The organism is Micromonospora sp. NPDC003944 (genome assembly GCF_053605225.1).
In genome coordinates this window covers 101,780-123,188 of record NZ_JBSGIV010000008.1, presented here as the reverse complement: position 1 = coordinate 123,188, position 21,409 = coordinate 101,780, and the positions used below count along the sequence as shown (strand labels likewise).

At 71.8% G+C, this 21,409-nt stretch carries 20 protein-coding genes; 10 read left to right on the top strand and 10 right to left on the bottom strand.

Annotated elements, in window-relative coordinates; genetic code table 11:
- The first annotated feature begins 15 nt into the window (after positions 1–15).
- The 6 genes from ACWER9_RS06170 to ACWER9_RS06145 all read left to right on the top strand — a co-directional run bounded on the left by ACWER9_RS06170 (position 16) and on the right by ACWER9_RS06145 (position 6,668).
- Complete coding sequence (locus tag ACWER9_RS06170; RefSeq protein WP_452300742.1) at positions 16–972, top strand: carbohydrate ABC transporter permease; 957 nt, start codon at positions 16–18, stop codon at positions 970–972.
- Positions 969–1,847 (top strand): carbohydrate ABC transporter permease, encoded by an 879-nt coding sequence (locus ACWER9_RS06165; RefSeq protein ID WP_452300741.1) that lies wholly within the window; start codon positions 969–971, stop codon positions 1,845–1,847. Before ACWER9_RS06170 ends, ACWER9_RS06165 begins: the two co-directional genes overlap by 4 nt.
- Positions 1,844–3,979, top strand: a complete 2,136-nt coding sequence (locus ACWER9_RS06160) for an alpha-galactosidase (RefSeq protein WP_452300740.1) — start codon at positions 1,844–1,846, stop codon at positions 3,977–3,979. The genes ACWER9_RS06165 and ACWER9_RS06160 overlap by 4 nt, the downstream gene beginning before the upstream one ends.
- Before the next feature lie 93 nt (positions 3,980–4,072).
- Positions 4,073–4,474, top strand: a complete 402-nt coding sequence (locus ACWER9_RS06155) for a YciI family protein (protein WP_452300739.1) — start codon at positions 4,073–4,075, stop codon at positions 4,472–4,474.
- A 3-nt stretch (positions 4,475–4,477) separates the two neighbouring features.
- Positions 4,478–5,764, top strand: a complete 1,287-nt coding sequence (locus ACWER9_RS06150) for an RNA polymerase sigma factor (protein ID WP_452300764.1) — start codon at positions 4,478–4,480, stop codon at positions 5,762–5,764.
- A 583-nt stretch (positions 5,765–6,347) separates the two neighbouring features.
- Positions 6,348–6,668 (top strand): DMT family transporter, encoded by a 321-nt coding sequence (locus ACWER9_RS06145; protein WP_357350318.1) that lies wholly within the window; start codon positions 6,348–6,350, stop codon positions 6,666–6,668.
- Positions 6,669–6,723: 55 nt separating this feature from the next.
- On the opposite strand, the gene ACWER9_RS06140 is transcribed toward ACWER9_RS06145, so the two are convergent.
- A complete protein-coding gene (locus tag ACWER9_RS06140; protein WP_452300738.1) occupies positions 6,724–8,070 on the bottom strand; it encodes a cellulase family glycosylhydrolase in 1,347 nt (448 codons plus the stop codon).
- A gap of 374 nt (positions 8,071–8,444) precedes the next feature.
- On the opposite strand from ACWER9_RS06140, the gene ACWER9_RS06135 reads away from it, so the two are divergent.
- A complete protein-coding gene (locus tag ACWER9_RS06135; protein ID WP_452300737.1) occupies positions 8,445–9,407 on the top strand; it encodes a TIGR03557 family F420-dependent LLM class oxidoreductase in 963 nt (320 codons plus the stop codon).
- Between the two features lie 242 nt (positions 9,408–9,649).
- On the opposite strand, the gene ACWER9_RS06130 is transcribed toward ACWER9_RS06135, so the two are convergent.
- The 6 genes from ACWER9_RS06130 to ACWER9_RS06105 form a co-directional block, all read right to left on the bottom strand.
- Positions 9,650–10,459 carry an endonuclease/exonuclease/phosphatase family protein gene (locus tag ACWER9_RS06130; RefSeq protein ID WP_452300736.1) on the bottom strand — a complete coding sequence of 270 codons (810 nt, stop codon included), beginning with the start codon at positions 10,457–10,459 and terminating at the stop codon, positions 9,650–9,652.
- Between the two features lie 11 nt (positions 10,460–10,470).
- A complete protein-coding gene (locus ACWER9_RS06125; RefSeq protein WP_452300735.1) occupies positions 10,471–11,961 on the bottom strand; it encodes a phosphatase PAP2 family protein in 1,491 nt (496 codons plus the stop codon).
- 68 nt (positions 11,962–12,029) lie between these two features.
- Complete coding sequence (locus ACWER9_RS06120; RefSeq protein ID WP_452300734.1) at positions 12,030–13,031, bottom strand: YihY/virulence factor BrkB family protein; 1,002 nt, start codon at positions 13,029–13,031, stop codon at positions 12,030–12,032.
- Positions 13,024–14,028 (bottom strand): diacylglycerol/lipid kinase family protein, encoded by a 1,005-nt coding sequence (locus ACWER9_RS06115; RefSeq protein ID WP_452300733.1) that lies wholly within the window; start codon positions 14,026–14,028, stop codon positions 13,024–13,026. The genes ACWER9_RS06120 and ACWER9_RS06115 overlap by 8 nt, the downstream gene beginning before the upstream one ends.
- A 93-nt stretch (positions 14,029–14,121) precedes the next feature.
- Positions 14,122–14,700, bottom strand: coding sequence for a Clp protease N-terminal domain-containing protein (locus ACWER9_RS06110; RefSeq protein WP_452300732.1), 579 nt, complete (start codon positions 14,698–14,700; stop codon positions 14,122–14,124).
- The gene (locus tag ACWER9_RS06105) at positions 14,700–14,936 is read right to left on the bottom strand and encodes an HTH domain-containing protein (protein WP_007457155.1); all 237 of its coding nucleotides are present in this window, start codon (positions 14,934–14,936) and stop codon (positions 14,700–14,702) included. Before ACWER9_RS06105 ends, ACWER9_RS06110 begins: the two co-directional genes overlap by 1 nt.
- Before the next feature lie 151 nt (positions 14,937–15,087).
- Between ACWER9_RS06105 and ACWER9_RS06100 the strand changes: the two genes are divergently transcribed.
- The 3 genes from ACWER9_RS06100 to ACWER9_RS06090 all read left to right on the top strand — a co-directional run bounded on the left by ACWER9_RS06100 (position 15,088) and on the right by ACWER9_RS06090 (position 19,279).
- The gene (locus tag ACWER9_RS06100; protein ID WP_452300731.1) at positions 15,088–15,948 is read left to right on the top strand and encodes a universal stress protein; all 861 of its coding nucleotides are present in this window, start codon (positions 15,088–15,090) and stop codon (positions 15,946–15,948) included.
- A gap of 68 nt (positions 15,949–16,016) precedes the next feature.
- Positions 16,017–18,410 carry a phosphoketolase family protein gene (locus ACWER9_RS06095; protein ID WP_452300763.1) on the top strand — a complete coding sequence of 798 codons (2,394 nt, stop codon included), beginning with the start codon at positions 16,017–16,019 and terminating at the stop codon, positions 18,408–18,410.
- Between the two features lie 11 nt (positions 18,411–18,421).
- Positions 18,422–19,279 carry a universal stress protein gene (locus ACWER9_RS06090; RefSeq protein ID WP_452300730.1) on the top strand — a complete coding sequence of 286 codons (858 nt, stop codon included), beginning with the start codon at positions 18,422–18,424 and terminating at the stop codon, positions 19,277–19,279.
- 25 nt (positions 19,280–19,304) lie between these two features.
- Here the strand turns inward: ACWER9_RS06090 and ACWER9_RS06085 are convergent, their stop codons facing one another.
- From ACWER9_RS06085 to ACWER9_RS06075, 3 genes are all read right to left on the bottom strand, one after another.
- A complete protein-coding gene (locus ACWER9_RS06085) occupies positions 19,305–20,297 on the bottom strand; it encodes an NAD-dependent epimerase/dehydratase family protein (RefSeq protein ID WP_452300729.1) in 993 nt (330 codons plus the stop codon).
- An 83-nt stretch (positions 20,298–20,380) separates the two neighbouring features.
- Entirely contained in the window at positions 20,381–20,848 is a 468-nt protein-coding gene (locus ACWER9_RS06080) for a hypothetical protein (protein WP_452300728.1), read from the bottom strand.
- Entirely contained in the window at positions 20,845–21,363 is a 519-nt protein-coding gene (locus ACWER9_RS06075; RefSeq protein ID WP_452300727.1) for an RNA polymerase sigma factor, read from the bottom strand. The genes ACWER9_RS06080 and ACWER9_RS06075 overlap by 4 nt, the downstream gene beginning before the upstream one ends.
- Positions 21,364–21,409 lie beyond the last annotated feature (46 nt).

Here is a 21,409-nt window from a genome sequence, read left to right as displayed (position 1 = left end):
AAGGGGGAGGACATCGTGTCCGACCTGCCCCTGATCCAAGCGGATCGCGCCGTGCCGCCGCCGGCAGCGACCACCTCCACGGGTGGTCGTCGCCGGCGGCTACGGCTCCTGTCCCGCACCGACCGCGTGGTCATCACGCTGATGGTGCTCGTCCCGCTGCTGCTCGTCACCGGGTTCGTCTGGCTGCCGGCGGCGGCCACCGTGCTGCTCTCCGGCACCAACTGGGACGGCATCGGCCCCCTCAACGAGATCGAGTTCGTCGGCGCGCGCAACTACAGCGACGTGGTGAACATCTACCCGCCGTTCGTGCCGGCGGTGCAGCACAACCTGCTCTGGCTCGCGTCGCTGTTCGTTGTCGCCACCCCGTTCGGCATGTTCCTGGCCGTGCTGTTGGACAAGGAACTGCGCGGCAGCCGCTTCTACCAGACCGCGCTCTACCTGCCGGTGGTGCTCTCGCTGGCGCTCATCGGCTTCGTCTGGCAACTGCTCTACTCTCGCGACCAGGGCCTGGTCAACGCCGTCTTCGGCAGCAGCATCGACTGGTACGGCGACTCGAACGTCAACATCTGGGCCGTCATGGTCGCCTCCGGGTGGCGGCACGTCGGCTACATCATGCTGCTCTACCTGGCCGGTCTGAAGGGCGTCGACCCGTCGCTTCGCGAGGCCGCGGCTGTCGACGGCGCCTCGGAGAGCCGGACGTTCTTCCGGGTCGTGTTCCCGGTGCTGCGGCCGATCAACATCATCGTGCTGGTGGTGACCGTGATCGAGTCACTGCGCGCGTTCGACCTGGTCTGGGTGGTCAACAAGGGCCGCAACGGGCTCGAGCTGATCTCCGCGTTGGTCACCCAGAACGTGGTGGGTGAGGCGAGCCGGATCGGGTTCGGCTCGGCACTGGCGACGATCATGCTGGTCGTCTCGCTGGTCTTCATCACCATCTACCTGGCGACAGTGATGAGGGAGAACCGGGAATGAGCGTCGACACTCCGGCCCGCCGCCGGCTGACCCCGGCGCGGCTGCTGCTGCACGGCTTCCTCATCGTCGTCTCGCTGGCCTGGCTCTTCCCGATCGCCTGGGCGGTGCTGACCTCGCTGCGCTCGTACGACTACACCGCCGCGAACGGCTACGTCTCCCTCGGCGGCTGGACCTTCGACAACTACCTCACCGCCTGGCGGACGGCGGAGTTCGGGCAGCACTTCCTCAACTCGGTGTACATCACCGTCCCGGCGGTGCTGCTCACCCTCTTCCTCGCCTCCTGCGTGGCGTTCGTCATCGCCAGGTTCAGTTGGAAACTCAACCTCGTGCTGCTCGGGGTGTTCACCGCGGCCAACCTGCTGCCCCAGCAGGCGCTGCTCATCCCGCTGTTCCGGCTGTTCACCGAGGTGCCACTGCCCGAGTTCATGAGCGACTCCGAGCTGCTCTACGACAGCTACTGGGGCCTGATCCTGATCAACGTGGCCTTCCAGTGCGGGTTCTGCGTCTTCGTGCTCAGTAACTACATGAAGGCGCTGCCCCGCGACCTGTACGAGGCGGCGATGGTGGACGGGGCGAGCATCTGGCGGCAGTACTGGCAGGTCACCATGCCGCTGTGCCGGCCGGCCCTGGCCGCGCTTGCCACGCTCGAGGTGACCTGGATCTACAACGAGTTCTTCTGGGCCACCGTCCTCATGCGCACCGGCGACAAGTTCCCGGTAACCAGCTCGCTCAACAACCTGCGCGGTGAGTTCTTCACCGACAACAACCTCGTCTCGGCGGGCAGCGTGCTCGTCGCGATCCCCACCCTGGTGATCTTCTTTATGCTCCAGCGGCACTTCGTTCGGGGCCTGACCTTGGGAGCCTCGAAGGGATGACGATCCTGCACCTGCGCCGCGCGCGGACCAGCCTGGTGCTCGACGCGCGCGGCCCGGGGCTGCCCCGGGTCGTGCACTGGGGCGGCGACGTCGGCGACCTCGACGACGACGGCCTGCGCCACCTCACCGACGCGACAGTACCGCCGGTGGTGCCGAGCAGCTTCGACGAACCGACAGTGCTGTCCCTGCTGCCCGAGGCGAGCGCCGGCTGGAGCGGCCGACCAGGGTTGGCCGGACACCGCGACGGGCGGGACTGGTCCACCTCCTTCCGCCTCGACGGCGTGGACGTGCACGACACCGGGCCCGACGCGGCGGTGCTGACCGTGCGGGCGTCGGACCCGGCCGCCGGGTTGAGCCTGGCCACCGAGATCACCCTCGACCCGCACGGCCTGCTGACCGTTCGGCACCGGCTGCGCAACGACGGCGACAGCGCGTACGAACTGCGGGAGCTGACGCCGGCGCTGCCGGTGCCGGCGGTCGCCACCGAACTGCTCGACCTGACCGGCCGGTGGTGTCGGGAACGGTCCCCGCAGCGGCACCCGTGGCCGCACGGCGCCTGGGTCCGCGAGGGCCGGCGCGGGCGTACCGGGCACGACGCCACCCTGCTGCTGGTGGCCGGCACCGCCGGGTTCGGCTTCGGCCACGGCGAGGTCTGGGCGGTGCACACCGCGTGGAGCGGCGACCACGTGACGTTCGGCGAGCGGCGGCCCACCGGCGAGTCGACACTCGGTGGCGGTGAACTGCTGGCCCCCGGGGAGATCCGGCTCGGCCCCGGCGACACGTACGAGACTCCCCTGCTCTACGCGGTCTGGTCCGACGCCGGCCTGGACGGGCTCAGCGACGTACTCCATCAGCACGTGCGGGCCCGCCCCGGGCACCCGCGCTCCCCCCGCCCGGTGACCCTCAACGTCTGGGAGGCGGTCTACTTCGACCACGACCTGGACCGTCTGCGGGCGCTCGCCGACCGGGCCGCGCAGATCGGCGTGGAACGGTTCGTGCTCGACGACGGCTGGTTCCGCGGCCGCCGCGACGACACCGCCGGGCTCGGCGACTGGTCCGTGGACGAGGGTGTCTGGCCGGACGGCCTGCAACCGCTCATCGACCACGTCACCGGCCGGGGCCTCCAGTTCGGCCTCTGGGTCGAGCCGGAGATGGTCAACCCCGACTCGGACCTGTTCCGTGCGCACCCCGACTGGCTGCTCTCCGTGCCGGGGCGGCTGCCGCCGGCCTGGCGTCACCAACAGGTGCTCGACCTGGGCCGCCCCGAGGCGTACGACCATGTTCTGGAACGTCTCGACACGCTGCTCACCGATCACCCCGGCATCAGGTACCTCAAGTGGGACCAGAACCGGGACCTCACCGAGGCCGGGCACCACGGCCGCCCCGGCGTGCACGGGCAGACCCTGGCGGTCTACCGGCTCTTCGACGAGTTGCGCGGCCGGCACCCGGGTGTGGAGATCGAGAGCTGCTCGTCCGGCGGGGCCCGGGTGGACCTGGCCATCCTGGCGCGCACCGACCGGGTCTGGGCCAGCGACTGCAACGACGCGCTGGAGCGGCTCAGCATCCAACGCTGGACGGGGCTGCTGCTGCCACCGGAGCTGATCGGCACCCACGTCGGCCCGGAACGCTCGCACACCACCCACCGCGTACACGACCTGGGTTTCCGGGCGGCGACCGCGCTCTTCGGCCACCACGGAATCGAGTGGGACATCGCCTCGATCAGCGCTGCCGAACAGACCGAGCTGGCCGCCTGGGTGGCACTGCACAAGCGGCTGCGCCCGCTGCTGCACGCCGGTCGGGTGGTCCGGGTCGACCACCCGGACCCGGCCGTCTGGGCGCACGGCGTGGTCGACCACGACAACACCCGAGCGGTGTACGCGGTGGCACGGCTGACCACGTCGGTGACGCAGGTGCCCGGCCCGGTGCGGCTGCCGGGCCTCGACCCGGGCCGGCGGTACCGGGTGCGGCAGGTGTCGGGCGTACCGGCCCCGGCGACCATCGACCTGGCTGCGCCCACCTGGCTGGCCGGTGGGGTCACCCTCAGCGGGGCGGCGCTGGCCCGGGTGGGTGTGCAACTTCCCGCTCTGCACCCGGAGCAGAGCCTGGTGCTGGAGGTCGACGCCGTCGACTAGAAACTTTTTGCTCGGGGTGTCGAGAACCGTGATGCCTGCTTCTACCTCAGGGTGAGAGCACCGACGAGGGTGCGCGGGTGTGAGGAGCCAACGATGAAGTACATGCTGCTGATGCAGTTCAGCGCCGCCGGGACCGACTTCCCGAGCATCGACACCTGGACGCCGGAGGAGATCCGGGCGCACATCGCGTTCATGGGCGAGGTCAACGACAAACTCACCGCCGCCGGGGAGTGGGTCGACGGGCAGGGCCTCGGTGGCCCGCAGCAGGCCCGCATCGTCCGGGCTGGTGAGGGCGGAGCACCGGTGGTCACCGAGGGGCCGTTCGCCGAGACGAAGGAGTTCCTGGCCGGGTTCTGGATCGTCGACTGCGAGAGCCCGCAGCGGGCGGTGGAGTTGGCCGCGCACATCTCCACCGCACCCGGCCCCGGCGGCCGACCGCTGAACATGCCGATCGAGGTGCACCCGGTGATGTCCGCCCCAGCGCAGGAGCTGTGAGGGCTGAACACCGAACCCCACGTCGAGGACCTGCTGCGCGAGTTGGCGCCGCAGGTCCTCGGCGTGCTCAGCCGCCGCTTCGGTGACTTCGCGACCGCCGAGGACGCGGTGCAGGAGGCGCTGCTCGCCGCCGCCACCCAGTGGCCGACCGAGGGGCTGCCGGCGAACCCCCGGGGCTGGCTGATCCAGGTCGGTTACCGCCGGATGATCGAGCTGGTCCGCGGTGAGCAGGCCCGACGCCGCCGGGAGGACCTGGTCGCCCGCCAGGACCCGGAGGACCGCGCGTACGCACCGGCCGCGGACGAGGAGTTGACCGCTGAGCGGGACGACACCCTGGTCCTGTTCTTCCTCTGCTGCCACCCGGCGCTCGCCCCGACGTCGGCGGTGGCGCTGACCCTGCGCGCGGTCGGCGGGTTGAGCACCGCTGAGATCGCCCGCGCGTTCCTGGTGCCCGAAGCGACGATGGCGCAGCGGATCAGCCGGGCCAAACAACGCATCCGGGCGTCCGGGCTGCCGTTCCGGATGCCCGAGCCGGCGGAGCGCGCCGCGCGGTTGATCGCCGTACGACAGGTGCTCTATCTGGTCTTCACCGAGGGGCACACCAGCACCGCCGGCGCGGACCTGCGCCGGGTCGACCTCGTGGCGGAGGCGATCCGGCTGACCCGCGCGCTGCACACGCTGCTACCCGACGACAGCGAATCGGCCGGGCTGCTGGCGTTGATGCTGCTCACCGAGGCCCGAGGTCCGGCACGGAGCGGGCCCTCCGGCGAGCTGATCTCGCTTGCCGACCAGGACCGCAGCCGCTGGGACGCGACGGCGATCGCCGAGGGCATCGCACTTGTCACCCGGGCCCTGCCGCGCGGGCCGGTCGGCCCGTATCAGGTGCAGGCCGCCATCGCCGCCGTCCACGACGAGGCGCCGAGCACCGAGCAGACCGACTGGCCGCAGATCCTGGCGCTCTACGAGGTGTTGGAACGCCTGGCCGGTAGCCCGGTGGTGGCCCTCAACCGGGCCGTGGCCACGGCCATGGTGCACGGCCCGACCGCCGGCCTGGCCGCCCTCGACGCGCTCGCCGACGACCCGCGGTTGACCGGACACCACCGACTGGCCGCCGCGCGCGCCCACCTGCACGAGATGGCCGGCGACCGGGCCCGGGCGATCGCCGACTACCGGGCCGCCGCCGCCCGTACGAGCAGCCGCCCCGAACAGCTCTACCTGACCATGCGGGCAGCCCGGCTGGCCACCGAGTGCGGGCAACCCCTGCCTCCGTCGGTCGCAGCCGAGCCGTAGACGACCCGTCTCTCTCGGCGGTCCGGCCCGCCGGACGACCGACCGACCGTCGGAGGCTCGTCGCGGGGGCGGCGGTCCCCCGGTCCCGGTCCGGCTGGGGTACGACGTCGGCAGCGTCACCGCAGCGGCCGGCAATCTTGGACACTTTCCGTTCGGTACTGACGGAAAGTGTCCAAGATCTACCGTGCCGACTCCTTCTCACGCCGTCATCACCGTCGCGAGCACGGTTGGGACCGTCGGGTGAGCCAGTGCCGCTCACTCGACGCGGATCAGCGGGTAGTGTCTCGGGCCGCCTATGGAGCTGATGTCGTAGACGAGTCACCGCATCGGCAGGGGGCCGGAGGCCGGGTCGCAGGTGCCGGGTGGCGGGTGGCGGGGGCCGGGGGCCGGGTGGCGGGGGCCGGGTGGCGGGGGGCCGGGTGGCGGCTCGGCCGATTCGTTTGTGGCATCAGCTCCAAAGGAGCCTCATGTCAGGTGTGGGGGCCGCACGGTCGTCACGCCCACGGATCGGCTGGACGCGGACGTCGTCCGCACTAGCCTGGGCGGCGACGTGTTGACCGACCACGGAGGACCGGGGAGACGCATGGCGTACGTGCTGCTGGGGATCGCCATCCTCGCCGAGGTGATGGCGACCAGCCTGATCAAGAGCACCGCCGGCTTCAGCCGCCTCTGGCCGACGGTGGCGTGCCTCGGCGGGTACGCGCTGGCCTTCCTCCTGCTGGCCCAGGCCGTCAAGGAGATCCCGGTGGGGGTGGCGTACGCGCTCTGGTCGGGTCTGGGCACCGCGGCGATCGTGGCGATCGGGGCGGTGTTCCTGGGTGAGTCGGTGGGGCTCGCCAAGCTCACCGGCATCGCGCTGATCATCGCCGGGGTGGTCATCGTGAACCTGGCCGGGGAGCACTGATCGGTACGGTTCCGGTGGTCGGGTCCGGTGCCGGACCCGACCACCGATCCGACCGTCAGCTCGCCGTGCAGCTCAGCACTGGCGGGCTGTTGGTGCCGGTCCAACTGCCGAGGAAACCGAAGCTGGCGCTGGCCCCGGCGGCCAGCCGCCCGTTGTAGTCGGTGTTACGCGCGGTCACCGTGGTTCCGCTGCTGGTGAGGGCCACATTCCAGGACTGGGTGACACGCTGGCCGTTGGCGAAGGTCCACCCGGCGGTCCAGCCGGTGATCGCCTTCGCGCCGGCGGTCACCCGCACCTCACCCTGGAAGCCACCCTGCCACTGGTTCGTCACCGTGTACGTCGCCGTGCAACCACCGGCGGGCGGCGGCGTCGTGGGCGGAGGCGTGGTCGGCGGTGGCGTCGTCGGCGGTGGTGTGCCGCCGAAGACGCTTGCCTCGCGGGCGGTCTGCCGGATGCCGTTGGCGCCGTTGAAGAGACGCCGACCCCAGTCGGTCAGGTTCGCCGGGTTGAAGTTGGTGGCCAGGTCGAGATACTCGACTCCACCACCGTTGCCGCTCCACGACCAGCCCAACCAGCCGATGCCGTTGGCCTGGCTGTAGGCGAGGATGGTGTCCTCGTCCGGGTTCCCGTCGGAGTGGTTGAAGCCGAACTCACCGACCACGATCGGCAGTCCCGCACTGCGGAACCGGCCCAGGTAGTCGCTGATCTCTGCGGCGGTGTCGAACACGCCGTACATGTGGACCGAGAAGACCGTGTTGCGCGCCGGGTCGGCGGCGAAGACCGACGCGGCGTTGTCGCGCATGGTGAACGACCAGTCCTGCCCCCAGTTCGGGGCGTCCACCATGATCGTGTGGGTCAACCCGCCAGCCCGTAGGCGCTTGATCGCACTGGCGTTGTCGGTGGCCCAGGAGGCGTAGTTCTGGTTGCCGTACGGCTCGTTGCCGATGTTGACGATGACGTAGCGCTCCTGGCCGACGAGGACGTCGGCGAGGCTGAGCCAGTAGTCGACGGCGCGGGCGAGGGTGATCGCGCCGCTCTGCTCGCCGTACCCGGTGGTGTCGTGCACCTCCAGCACACAGATCAGCCGGTTGGCCTTGCACAGCGAGATGACGTTGGCGACGTCGGCGTTGGTGTTGCGGGTCCACCTGTCGCCGCTGGAGAGCACCACCCGCACGGTGTTCGCGCCGAGCGCCTTGACGTCGGCGAACGAGCTGGTCTGCTGCGGATACCAGGTGTGCGCGTGGTTGACGCCGCGCATGATGAATTCGGCGCCGTTGGCGTCGTACAGCTTGCCGCCGGCGACGGAGAAACCAGCCGCGGCGTGCGCCGGCTGGCCGAACGCCAGCACGGTGACGAGCAACGCGAGCAGTGTCGCGCCGGCGGCGGAGAGTCGAGTCTTCATGGCCTTCCTCAGGGAGGACCCCCGGTGCCCGACAGGGGTGGGGACGTGACAGGGAAGGCGGCTGCAGCCCGGCAGCCGCGCCCGGCTCCCGGCGCAGGCATCAGCGTAGGACGATGGACTGGCCCGTCGCAACCGGTTCAGTTGACGGGCCCGCAGCCCGGACAGCCGCAACGGCCCACGCGGGCGCGGGCCGTCACGGGGCGGTCATCCCCACCACAGGATGTGCGCCACACCCGGCTCTTAACCGGTTAAGAGCGACGGTAGGCAGGTGACCGCGATCCGTCAAGCATCGCGGTGGTCGAACCGGACGGGAGGGTTGAGGGTCGTGCACCGGGGTATCCCGGGAACGATTCGTCAGCGAGAGGGGAAACCACATGGTCAGCGTCGGCTACACCCTGATGAGCGAGCAGGCCGGGCCCAAGCAGCTGGTTGACCATGCGGTACGGGCCGAGGCGGCTGGCTTCGACCAACTGGTGGTGTCCGACCACTACTACCCCTGGCTGGACTCGCAAGGGCACTCCCCGTACGCCTGGTCGGTGCTCGGCGCGGTCGCCCACGCCACCTCCCGCGCGGAGCTGATGTCGTTCGTGACCTGCCCGATCCGCCGTTACCACCCGGCCGTGGTCGCGCAGAAGGCGAGCACGATCGGGGCACTCTCGGACGGCCGGTTCACCCTCGGCCTGGGCGCCGGGGAGAACCTCAACGAGCACGTGGTCGGCGGCTGGCCGCACGTCCAGCAGCGGCACGAGATGTTCGAGGAGGCGTTGCAGATCATCCGGCCGTTGCTCAACGGGGAGACGCTGACGTTCTCCGGCAACCACTTCGACGTGCCCGACGCCTACGTCTGGGACCGCCCGGACCAGCCGGTGCCGATGGCCATCGCCGCGTCCGGTCGGCAGTCCGCGACGCTTGCCGCCGAGTACGGCAGTGGCCTGATCTCCACCGAGCCCGACCGGCACCTCATCGAGATGTACGACGACGCCGGAGGCGCCGGCCAGCCCCGCTACGGTCAGGTGGCCATCTGCTACGGCCCCGACGAGGCGGAGTGCCGCAAGATCGTGCACGACCAGTTCCGCTGGTTCGGGATGGGGTGGAAGGTCAACGCCGACCTGCCCGACCCGGACTCCTTCGCCGCCGCCACCCAGTTCGTCCGCGAGGAGGACGTCGCCGAGGGCATTCCCTGCGGCCCGGACGTGGACGCGCACGTCGAGGCGTTCCGCGCGTTCGTCGACGCCGGCTTCACCCACGTGGCGATCATCCAGGTCGGTGGGGAGACCCAGCCGATGTTCCTGGACTGGGCGCAGGACCAGCTGCTGCCCCGGCTGCGCGAGCTGTGAACCACCCGGAGATCACCACACCGGCGCTCGTGGTGACCGGCGGTCGCGGACGCGATCCGGCACCTGCTCGCTTCGCCCCTCAGCCCGCACTCACGGACAGGTGAACGGCATGCGCTTCGGCAACACGGAGATCCGCCCGCTCGGTGGTGGCCTCGGCTGCCTCCTGATGATCCTCTTCTCGGTCGTGGCCTCGGTGGTGCTGACCGTCCTGCTGAATCTGGTGCTCTGAAAGTCCGGCAGCATCAGCCGGCGGACAGGTCCAGGGTGGCGAGTAGCGGATAGTGGTCGGAGGCCGTGGCTGCCACGCCGCCGCGGACCACCCGACAGTCGCGTACCCGTTGCGCCACAGCGAGACTGCCGAGCAGGTAGTCCAGCCGCATACCCGCGAACTCGGCCCCGCCGAGTTCGGTGGGCACGGTGAGGCCGGCGGCCTCGGGCGCGTCGGCGTTGCCCGACGGCCAGAGGTCGACGAGACCGGCGTCGAGCAGCCGGGCGATCGCGCGGGTGTCCACCGTGTCACCGGAGCGACGCAGGTGCCGCCGCCGGTAGAGGGTCTGCATGCCGGCCAGCCGAGCGGTGTGGTCGACGGTCGGGTCGAGCGAGTTGAGGTCACCCGTGACAAGCGTCAGCGGCCCCTGGTGGCGGCGCATCGCGGCGACCAACCAGTCGACCTCCATCCGTCGCCGGCCCCCGGAGTACGGGTACAGGTGGGTGCCCAGCACGGTCAACGGACCGGCAGACGTCGCCACCACGACGCGGGCGGCGGCGTGGTGGAACGGGCGGCGCACCGGCCCCGCGTCGACGACCCGGTACGGCGGCCGGACCAACACCGCCACCGGCTGGCCGAAGAAGGACCGGGCCAGGTGGGGCACCATCCCCACCCGGCCCGCCACGGTGGCCATCAGCCCGTCCCGGTCGAAACCGCGCAGCTCCTGTAGGGCCAGCACGTCCGGTGCCTGCTCGTCGACGACCTGGACCACCTGGTCCAGCCGGTCCCGGCCGCCGCGGTCCCGGCCGCCGGTGCGGATGTTCCAGGTCATCACCCGCAGCACGACGGCCGCGCCTAGTCGGCTCGGCCGGCCCGCGCCAGCTCGTCGTCGAGGGTGTCCACGTCCTCCGACTCGATTGCCGGTTGGTTGCCGTCCTTCAGGTCCTCGTTGGGGCGGATCACCAGGTAGAGCAGGCCGATCCAGAGCGCGGAGAGCAGGATCGCGCCCATGAAATCGGTCGGGTGGTGCATCCCCCGGTACATCCGGGAGGTGGCGACCCCGACCGGCATGAGCACGGCCAACCCCACGAAGATCCAACGCCACCACCGATCGGTACGGGGGAACACGATGAGGGTGATCGCCAGCCAGACGCAGATGGTGGCCGCGATGTGCCCGGACGGGAACGACGACGTCGGCATCTGCCCGTCCAGGTTCTCCACCGGAGGACGCGGCCGGTCGACCGCGCGGGCCGACGCGAGGAAGAGGGTCAGCTCCCCCACCATCGCCAGCGCCACGAAGAGCACCGGACGCCAGCGCCGCCACACCGCGAGCACCAGCGGGCAGAACACCAGCGAGATCAGCAGGATGGCGTGGGTGTCACCGAACTTGCTCCACCACCAGCTGACCTCGGTCAGCACCTCGGTGTGCCGCTCGGCGAACCACTGCGGCACCTCGGTGTCGAGGGTGTCGAAGAAGGTGCCCTTGGCGTGGTAGCTGACGTACGTGCCGAAGCCGTACAGCGCCCCGAACACGATCACCCAGCCGACCAGCAGCTCGGCCACCGCCGAACGGGGGTGGGCCAACACGTGTTCCTCGGCCGGGGCGGGCGCGATGTCGTGCCCCGCCTCCGGCTCCAGGCCCTCGGTCAGCGGCGGCACCGGCTTTCCCCGCTCCCGTCGCCACAGGCGGAAGGCGTACGCGGTGACGCCCAACCAGGCGGCCCCGAGCAACCAGGCGGCCACCACGTCCGAGACGAAGTGCACGCCAAGCGCGATCCGGGTCAACCCGACAAGCGCCACCAGCACGCCGACGCCGACGATTGCCGGCTTGCGCCAGCGCGGCGCCATCGCCGGCAGGAACACCAACAGCAGCGCCCCGTACGCGACGAAGGAGCCGAGCGCGTGCCCGCTCGGGAAGCTGTTGCCGGGCGCGCTGGCGATCGGCACGTCCACCACCGGGCGGAGCCGGCCGACGAGCGTCTTCAGCGACGGATCGAGGATCAGACCACCGACCCCGGTGATGATCAGGTAGACGGCGAGTCGGGGTTGACGCCGGATCAGCAGCCCGACCACGGCGATGGTGACCAGCCAGATGAGGATCGGCCGACCGCCCAGGTCCGTCACCGCCTGGAGCACGGTGACGAGCGCGTGGTGGGGGGCGACCAGCCCGTTGAACCACTCGGCGAGCGCGTGGTCGGCATCCTGGAGCGGGCTCCACCGCACCCGGACGAGCAACAACAGCAGCCCGAAGGCCACCCCGGCACCGGTGACGGCCACCAGACCGGCAATGCTCCGTTCGGCGAAATGACCGACCGGACGGTGCGCCACCTCTTTGACCGCGCCCACCCCGCACCTCCCTTTCCTGTCTGGCGAGGCGCTTTACCCGATCCGCGTCCGTCGTACACGCCGGTGCACTAGAGCGCCGACATGTCCCCGGTGTCGTACAGCTCGACACGGTCCGGGTCGGGCTCCCACAGGTCCGGTTGGGCGGGCTCCTGCACACCGATGCGCAGCGCCTCCAACTGGGCGGCGAAGGCCAGCCCACCGAAGAGCGCCATCCCGGTCAGGTTGGCCCAGAGCAGCAGCGCCATCATGCCGGTCAGGGCGCCGTAGGTCTGCCCGAAACCGTCACTGAACCGCACGTACGCGGCGAGCAGCAGGCTGGCCAGCCACCACAGGGCCGTGGCGATGCCGGCGCCGAAGAACAGCCAGGACAGGCCCGGCTGGTTGCGGCGGGGCGCGTGTCGGAACAGCACGGCGACGGCGACGACGGTCAACCCGAGGCTGAGGGGAAAGCGGACCACGTCCCAGATGACGTTGGCGAGCGCGCCCCACTCGTAGTGTTCGCGGACCGAGTCGCCCATCGCGCCGCCGCCGACCAGGATCAGGAAGCCGGCGAGCGCGGGCAGGCCGGCGGTGACGGCGAGGACGGCGGCCCGCAGGTACTTCCGCAGCGCCGGGCGGTCCCGTTCGACACCGTAGATGCGGTTGGCGCCCCGCTCGATCTGGGCCATCGTGGTGGTGAGCGCGAACAGGCCGGTGAGCAGACCGAGGGTGAGCGCCAACTCTCCGGCGTCCTCGACGCGTTCGCCCTCGCCGAGCAGGTCACCGACGACCTGGTCGCTCTGACCGGGGGTGAGCGCCAGCACGGTGTCGGCGACGACCCGGCCGCCCTCCTCGACGCCCAGCTCGCTGATCAGGCCGGTGAGCGCGATCAGGAACGGCACCACGGCGAGGCAGAGTTGCAGCGCGAAGGCTCGCGAGTGGCTGAAGCCGTCGCCGTAGCGGAACCGGATGAAGGCGTCCCGCAGCAGGTGCCAGCCGCCCTGCCGACGCAGCGTGTGCCAGGCGTCGTCGGCGGACAGCTCCTCGTCGGCCATCAGCCGGGTCTCCGGCACGATGCGGGTGCTACTCACGGCGCGCTTCCTCGATCAGCTGCTCGCCCCGCTCCCCGGCGCCCTGTGCGTCGACGGCCAGGTCGGGGGCGTCCTCGGGCTGCGGGACGCAGAGCCAGAGCGCCTGGGGCCGGACCTCCGCGCGCAGCTGCCGGCCCGGGGAGATCAGGTCGCCGTCCAGCTCGCGTGGCTGCGCCCGGTTGCTGCTGACCACCACGCGTCGACCCCGGAACACCTCAAGCTGGGGCACCTGGCCGCTGCGGCGGATCACCGCCCAGCCGAGCGCCAGCCAGTGCCGCAGGTTCTTGGGGGTGAGCACGGCGACGTCGAGCCAGCCGTCGTCGGGCTCGGCCTCGGTCAGCAGGGTCACCCCGCCCTGAAGCCGGCCGACGTTGGCGATCAGGACCGAACGGGCCCGGCGGCGCACTGGCGGCCGGTCGTCGATCCGGATCTGCACCCGCATCGGCCGGTCCCGTAGGTGGCGGACGGCGCCCATCACGTACGCCGGCCAGCCGATGCGGGCCTTTGTCGTCTCGTTGGTGGCGGCGAGCATCTGGGCGTCGAAGCCCATGCCGGCCATCACGGTGAAGTACTGGTCCTCGACAGCGCCGACGTCGAGCAGTCGCCGGCCGCGTTCGACGGCGACCTGGAGCCCGGCGGCCAGGTCGGTGGAGAGCCCCAGGTTGGCGGCGAGCAGGTTGCCGGTGCCCTGCGGCAGCACGGCGAGGGCCACGTCGGTGCCGACGAGCCCGCTGACGCAGGCCATCACGGTGCCGTCGCCGCCGCAGGCGAACACCAGGTCGACGCCGGCCTTGACGGCCTGCTCGGTCTGGCCCCGGCCGGGGTCTTCGACCGTCGTCTCGTACCACCGCGGCTCGGGCCAGCCGGCCGCGGCGAGGGCGTCGTCGACGGTGCGGCGCAGCTCGTCGAGATCGTCGACCTTCGACGGGTTGACCACCACGGCGGAGCGCAACCCGCCATCGCCGCCTGCGGGCCGCCTGTCCTGTCCAGCATCCACGGCGACAGTGTGCAGCACCCGGACGGCTTCAGCGACCCGGCGAGCGGCCCGCGTCGGAAGTGCCACAGACAGGTTTCAAGACGGCCCGACCCGTCAGGCCGCCGCCCGCAGCGCGAGCTCCACCCTCCGGCGCAGATCATCGAGGTCGACGCCGGACTCGGTGAGCACCAACGCCCCCAGCCCTTGCCCCTCCCGGAGCACCCCGAGCAGGATGTGCTCGGTGCCGATGTGCTTGTGCCGCAGGCGCAGGGCCTCCCGCAGGGACAGCTCCAGCGCCTTCTTCGAGCGGGGCGAGAACGGGCCGCCGAGGTAGCGCCTACGCCCCCAGCGGCGGCGCGGCGCCGGCACCGCCTCCCGTAGTGCGTCCGGGCCGAAGGACTGTTCGATGCGGGCCACGATCGCGGCCAGGTCGATGCCGATCTCCCGCAGCGCCGCGGCATCCGCGTCGCCGAGGCCGGCACCGCCGCTGACGGTGTGTCGGCGGACGCGTTCGCGCAGGTCGTCGGCGCGTACTCCGGCGTCGGCGAGCACCCTGCTGGCCAGCCCGGCGTCGTCGGCGAGCAGGGCGAGCAGCAGGTGCTCGGTGCCGACCGGCCGCTGACCCTCGGCCCGCGACTCCTCAAGCGCCCGTCGCACCACGTCGCGCGCCCGGTCGGTGAACCGTTCGAACATCACGCCTCCCAGGATGAGTTGACCGCCGGTCGCCCGGCGTGCTTCTTGTGCACCGCCTGCCGGCTGACCTCGAGCGCGTCGGCGATCTCCTGCCAGGACCAGCCCTGTCGTCGGGCGTTGTCGACCTGGACCACCTCGAGGCGCTCGAGCAGCCGGCGCAGCGCGCGGACGGCGCGCAGCCCGACCCGGGGGTCGGTGCTGCCGGCTGCCGCCGCGAGTTCTGTCGCCTGACTCATGCCGTCAACATACGTTGACAGCTCGCCTTGTGTCAACCCCAGTTGACGCGAACGACCGCAGCGGATCCGACCCGCCACCGTGCTCATCCGACTACCCTCGGTCAGGGACAGCTTGGTCGTGCCGGGCGCGACGCCCGGGAGGTGATATCGGATGGCCGCACCCGCCGACGCAGCGGTGCTTGTCGGCCTCGGGTCGGAACTCGACCTCCCGGTCGTCGAGCAGGCCGCGCAGGAGGCCGCCGGCCACGGCCGGCCACTGCACCTGCTGCACACCTTCGACTGGCGCGCGGCCTTCGCCGCGGAGACCGTGGCCGCGCCCCGCGACCAGGCCGAGAAGCTGATCACCCGCGCCGCCCAGCTCGCCCACCAGACCGAGCCGGAGTTGACCGTACGCGGGGAGATCGTGGAGAGCGCCATGCTGCCCACCCTGATCCGCCGCTCGGAGGCCGCCTTCCTGCTTGCCGTCGGCGACAGCGGCATGGCGGGCAGTGGCCAGTGCGTGCCGGCCGAGACGACCGCCGTGCAGCTGGCGGCGCGGGCCGGTTGCCCCCTACTGGTGGTCCGGCGGGAGCCACCGCCGCAGGGCCCGGTGCTGGTGGGCGTGGACGGCTCCCCCAGCTCACACCTCGCCCTGCGGTGGGCCGTGCGGTGCGCGGCCCGCCGGGGCGCCCGGCTGCTGGCGCTGCGGGTGGTGGAGTACGACGAGGACACCGACGCGGTCGCCGAGCAGCTCGACGAGGCACTGGCCCGGCACGCCGACCGGAACGGCGCGGTGCCGACCGAGTGTCGGGTGGTCCGCGGCGACCCCGCCAAGGTGTTGATCGACACGTCCCGCACCGCGCAGGTGGCACTCGTCGCCGCGCGTGGCGACGAACCGGGCCGGGCCATGCTTGGCGCGGTCGCCCAGTCCCTGCTCTACCACTCTCCGGCCCCGGTGGTCGTCGTCCGCGGCCTGGCCGAGGCGCCGCTGACCGGGCCGGGTGCCCGCCCGGCGCCCGGCCATCGACCCTGACCTCGGGGCGTCCGCACTGGTCAGGCCGGACACCTCACGCCCCACTCCTACCCGCGAGAGGCAGCATGATGGAGACCGCTCTCGACGTGCACCGCGCCCTCACCGACGACGAGCTGCGCCGGCTGGACGCCTACTGGCGCGCCGCGAACTACCTCACCGTCGGGCAGATCTACCTGCTGGACAATCCGCTGCTGCGCGAGCCGTTGACCCCGGACGACATCAAACCCCGGCTGCTCGGGCACTGGGGCACCAGCCCCGGCCTCAACCTGATCTACGCCCACCTCAACCGCGTGATCGTGGCGCGCGACCTCGACGCCATGCTTGTCACCGGCCCCGGCCACGGCGGCCCGGCCATCGTGGCCAACACCTGGCTGGAGGGCACCTGGTCGGAGCGTTACCACGACGTGGCCCGCGACGAGGTCGGGATGTCCCGACTATTCCGCCAGTTCTCCTTCCCGGGTGGCATCCCCAGCCACGTGGCGGCGGACGTGCCGGGTTCGATCCACGAGGGCGGCGAGCTGGGGTACGCGTTGAGCCACTCCTACGGCGCCGCGTTCGACCATCCGGACCTGCTGGTGGCCTGCGTGATCGGTGACGGGGAGGCGGAGACCGGGCCGCTGGCCGGCAGTTGGCTCTCCGACGTGTTCCTCAACCCGGCGCGCGACGGTGCGGTGCTGCCCATCCTGCACCTCAACGGTTACAAGATCGCCAACCCGACCGTGCTGTCCCGGATCCCCGAGACCGACCTGATCGACCTGCTCCGCGGGTCGGGCTACCAGCCGTACGTGGTGGCCGGTGACGAGCCCGCCCGGGTGCACCGGACCCTCGCCGCGACGCTGGACCGCGTACTCGACGAGATCACCGAGATCCAGCGGCGGGCCCGCTCCGGAGGAGTCGTCGAACGCCCCCGCTGGCCGATGATCGTCCTACGGACGCCGAAGGGCTGGACCGGCCCGCGGGAGGTCGACGGCACCCGGGTGGAGGGCACCTACCACGCCCACCAGGTGCCCCTGTCGGGCGTACGCGACAACCCGGCGCACCGGGCCGAGCTGGAGCGCTGGCTGCGCAGCTACCGGCCGGAGGAGCTGTTCGACGCGACCGGCGCGCCGGTGGACGAGCTGCGCACGCTGCCACCGCGCGGTGATCGACGGATGAGCGCCAACCCGGTCACCAACGGGGGTCTGGTGCTGCGCGACCTGACCCTGCCGGACTTCCGCGACTACGCCGTGGAGGTCCCCGAACCGGGTACGCCGATCGCCGGCGCGACCGGCGTGCTCGGCCCGTGGATCCGCGACGTCATCAGCGCCAACCCCGAGACGTTCCGGCTGTTCGGCCCGGACGAGGTGGCGTCCAACCGGCTGGGCGCCGCGTTCGAGGTCACCGACCGGGCCTGGGTGGCCGCCACCGTGCCCGGCGACGACCACCTCTCCCCCGACGGGCGGGTCATGGAGGTGCTCTCCGAGCACCTGTGCCAGGGCTGGCTGGAGGGCTACCTGCTGACCGGCCGGCACGGCGTCTTCACCAGCTACGAAGCGTTCATCCACATCGTCGACTCGATGCTCAACCAGCACGCCAAGTGGCTGAAGGTGACCCGGGCCATCCCCTGGCGGCAGCCGATCGCCTCACTGAACTACCTGCTGTCCAGCCACGTCTGGCGGCAGGACCACAACGGCTTCTCCCACCAGGACCCGGGCTTCATCGACCACGTCGTCAACAAGAAGGCCGAGGTGGTGCGGGTGTACCTGCCGCCGGACGCGAACACGCTGCTCGCCACGATGGACCACTGCCTGCGCAGCCGGCACTACATCAACGTGGTGGTGGCCGGTAAACAGGCCGCGCCGAACTGGCTGACGATGACCGAGGCGATCCAGCACACCCGTCGTGGTCTGGGGATCTGGGAGTGGGCCAGCAACGACAGCGGCACCGAGCCGGACGTGGTGCTCGCCTGCTGCGGAGACGTGCCGACCCTGGAGACGTTGGCCGCCGCCGAGTTGCTGCGCCAGAACCTCCCCGAGTTGAAGGTGCGCCTGGTCAACGTGGTCGACCTGATGCGGCTTCAACCGGACACCGAGCACCCACACGGCCTGACCGACAACGAGTTCGACACCATCTTCACCGAGGACCGGCCGATCATCTTCGCGTACCACGGTTATCCGTGGCTGATCCACCGCCTCACCTACCGCCGCAGCAACCACGACAACCTGCACGTCCGCGGTTACAAGGAGGAAGGCACCACCACCACCCCGTTCGACATGGTGATGCTCAACGACCTGGACCGTTTCCATCTGGTCATCGACGTCATCGACCGGGTGCCCGGGTTGGGCGCCCGCGCCGCGCACCTGCGCCAACGGATGGTCGACGCCCGACAGGCGGCCCGCGACTACACCCGCCAGTACGGCGAGGACGACCCCCAGGTCGCCGAGTGGCGCTGGATCCGCGAGACCGACCCCGCCACCCCCTGAAGGAGGACGACGTGCGAGACGCGGAGATCCTGGTCGGCTACGACGGCTCCACCGACGCCTCGGTGGCCCTGAGCTGGGCGGTGGAGGAGGCGCGGCACAGCGGCCAGCCGGTGCGGCTGGCGTACGTCTTCGAGTGGTTGACCGTGGCCAGCTGGGTCGGGCCGGGTGTGGCGCCGGGCGTGTGGCCCGACGACACGGCCCGCCGGCAGGTCGACGACCTGGTTCGCACGGCCGCGGCGGACGCCACCGCGGCGAACCCGGGGCTGACGATCACCGGCGAGGTGTACGACGGGCCGCCCGCACTGGTGTTGCAGGAACGCTCGGCCGAGGCCGGGTTGCTGGTGCTCGGCAGCCGGGGCCACGGCGGGTTCGGCGGCCTGCTGGCCGGGTCGACGGCGGTGTCGGTCGCCGCGCACGCCCACTGCCCGGTCGTGGTGGTCCGGGACGGGGTCGGCATTGCCGCGACCGACCCGTCGGGCCACCCGGTGGCGGTCGGGGTGGACGGATCGGACCCGTCGCTGGTGGCCCTCGGCTTCGCGGCCGAACGGGCGGCGCAGCGGCAGCTGCCGCTGCGCGTCCTGCACGCCTGGACGCCCGGCCCCGGCGGGGCGGCCGGGGTGCCGGACGAGCGGGCCGCCGTGGAGCAGGCGTTGGAGCCGTGGCGGCGGACGTTCCCCGAGCTGGCGGTGAGCGTCGACCTGGTGCCGACCAGCCCGGCGGCGATGCTGATCGAGGCGAGTCGGGACGCGCGACTGGTCGTGGTCGGCAGCCGGGGCCGGGGCGGGCTGGCCGGCATGCTGCTCGGCTCGGTAAGCCAACAGCTCATCCAACACGCCAACTGCCCGGTGGCGGTGGTCCGCGAACGCTGACCGTGCCCCGCACCGAGGGCGACGGTCAGTCGGCGAGCACCGTGGCCTCCAGCGTCGGGTCCAACCCGATCGAGCTGCGGTGCGGTCGCCCGGCGCGCGGCGGAACCGTGCCGACCTCGCGGAGCCACCGCCAGGTGTCCTCGACGGTCTCGACCACCGGCCGGCAGGTCAGCCCGGCGGCGACGGCCCGGGTCACGTCCTGCTCCAGCAAGCCGCGGTACGGGTGGCCGCGCGGCAGCCAGATCGGCAGGTCGCTCCACGGCTGCACGCCGGCGGCGAGGATCTGATCCGGGTCGGTCCAGCGCAGCAGGGCGCCGGCACCGGTGGCGGCCACACACGCGTCGAGCAGGTCGCCCATCGTGGTCTGCGCCGGACGACCGATCGCGTTGAACGTGCCACCCAGCCGTCGGGCGCCCGCGTCGAGCATCCACCCCGCCAGGTCGCGGACGTCGACGTACTGCACCGGCAGGTCGGACGGCCCGGGGGCGAGCACGTCCCCGCCCCGCTCGACGCGCCGTAGCCACCAGGGCAGCCGGCCGATGTCCTCGCCGGGACCCAGGATCAGGCCGGCCCGGGCGACAAGCGCCCGCCGGCCGAACACCTCCCGCACGGCGCGTTCGGCACCGGCCTTGAGCTGCGGGTAGTCACCGTCGAGGGAGTCGGGGTCGGCGTCCACCACCGGCGAGTCCTCGTCCAGCCCGGGAGCGGCATGGTCGGTGTAGACCGAGCCGCTGGACACGTACACGTAGTGGCCTACCGCGTCGACAAGGGCGCGGGCGGCGTCGCCGGCGGCCCGCGGCGCGCCGTCCCAGGTGTCGAGGGCGACGTCCCACTCGCCGCCGGCGAGCGCCGCCAGGCCGTCCGGCGCGGTCCGGTCACCCCGCAACCGGTGTACGCCGGACGGCACCGCCCCGTGCAGCCCCCGGTTGAACACCGTCACCGACCAGCCGCGGCGCACGGCCTCGCTGACCGTGGCCCCGCCGACGAAGCCCGTACCGCCAAGCACCAGCAGTCTCATGTGCTCCACCCTGCCCGGCCCGGGTCAGCAGAGGCCACCCCTGTTCACCGGCAGCGGATCTGCCCGCAGCAGAACCGCACCGTTCACCTGTCGCCCGCCGCCGTCGCGGTCAGCGCGGCCCTGCGACGCAGCAGCGCCGCTCTCGCCCGGCGGGCCACCCGCAGGTGCGCGGCCGCCACCGCGCCGAGCACCAGCACGACGCCCAGCAGCGCCGGCTCGAACTCGCGCCGCAGACCGGAGATGGCCAGCGCGCCGACGCTGAACGCCAACCAGGCGCCGACGCCGAGCCAGCCGGCGACCACCCGGTCCCGGGCGAACAACGGCGTCCGCCGGATCACGGCCCAGCCGCCGAACGCCGCCCAGCACAGGCCGATCGCCACCAGGACGGCGAAGGCCACGTGCGTGCGCATCGGTAGCTGAGGCTCGGTCGCCCAGAGCAGACCGATCAGCGCGCTCGCGGTGAGACCGGCAAAGGCCACGGCCAGATAGAAGACCCGCCTGCGCAGTGACAACGGCGCGCCCAGTCGCGCCAGCACCTCGTCCGGAGTCATGCCTCGTACCCCTTCCGCACCAGCTCGTGACGTAGCAACCTGCGGGCCCGGTTGAGCCGCGACTTGACCGTGCCGACGGGTACGGCGCAGATCTGTGCGCACGCGTCCAGTGGCAGATCCTCCAGGTAGAACAGCAGCAGCACCTCCCGCTCCCGGGCCGGAAGCGCCGCCAGCGCACCGGCAAGCGTCTCCCGGTTGACGACCTCCTCGGTCTCGTCGTCGCCCGGCAGGTCGTCGATCGGTTCGGGCTCCGGGCGGGCGTACGCGTCCCGCAGCCGGTTCAGCACCGCCCGACGGGCGATGGTGAACAGCCACGGGGTGAACCGGTCCGGTTGCCGCAACCTCGGCAGCCCCTTGAGGACCGCCAACCAGATCTCCTGCACCACATCGTCGTCGGACCGGCCGAGCATCCGCCTGACGTACCGCTCGACCGCCGGGTGCCAGCCGTGCACCAGTTCGGCGAACGCCTCCCGTTCACCCAACTGGCAGCGGACCACCAACACCTCATCGCTCATCGGCCCTCCTTCGCCCTGTTCAGTCGGCGGGAGAGCCCGGCAGGTT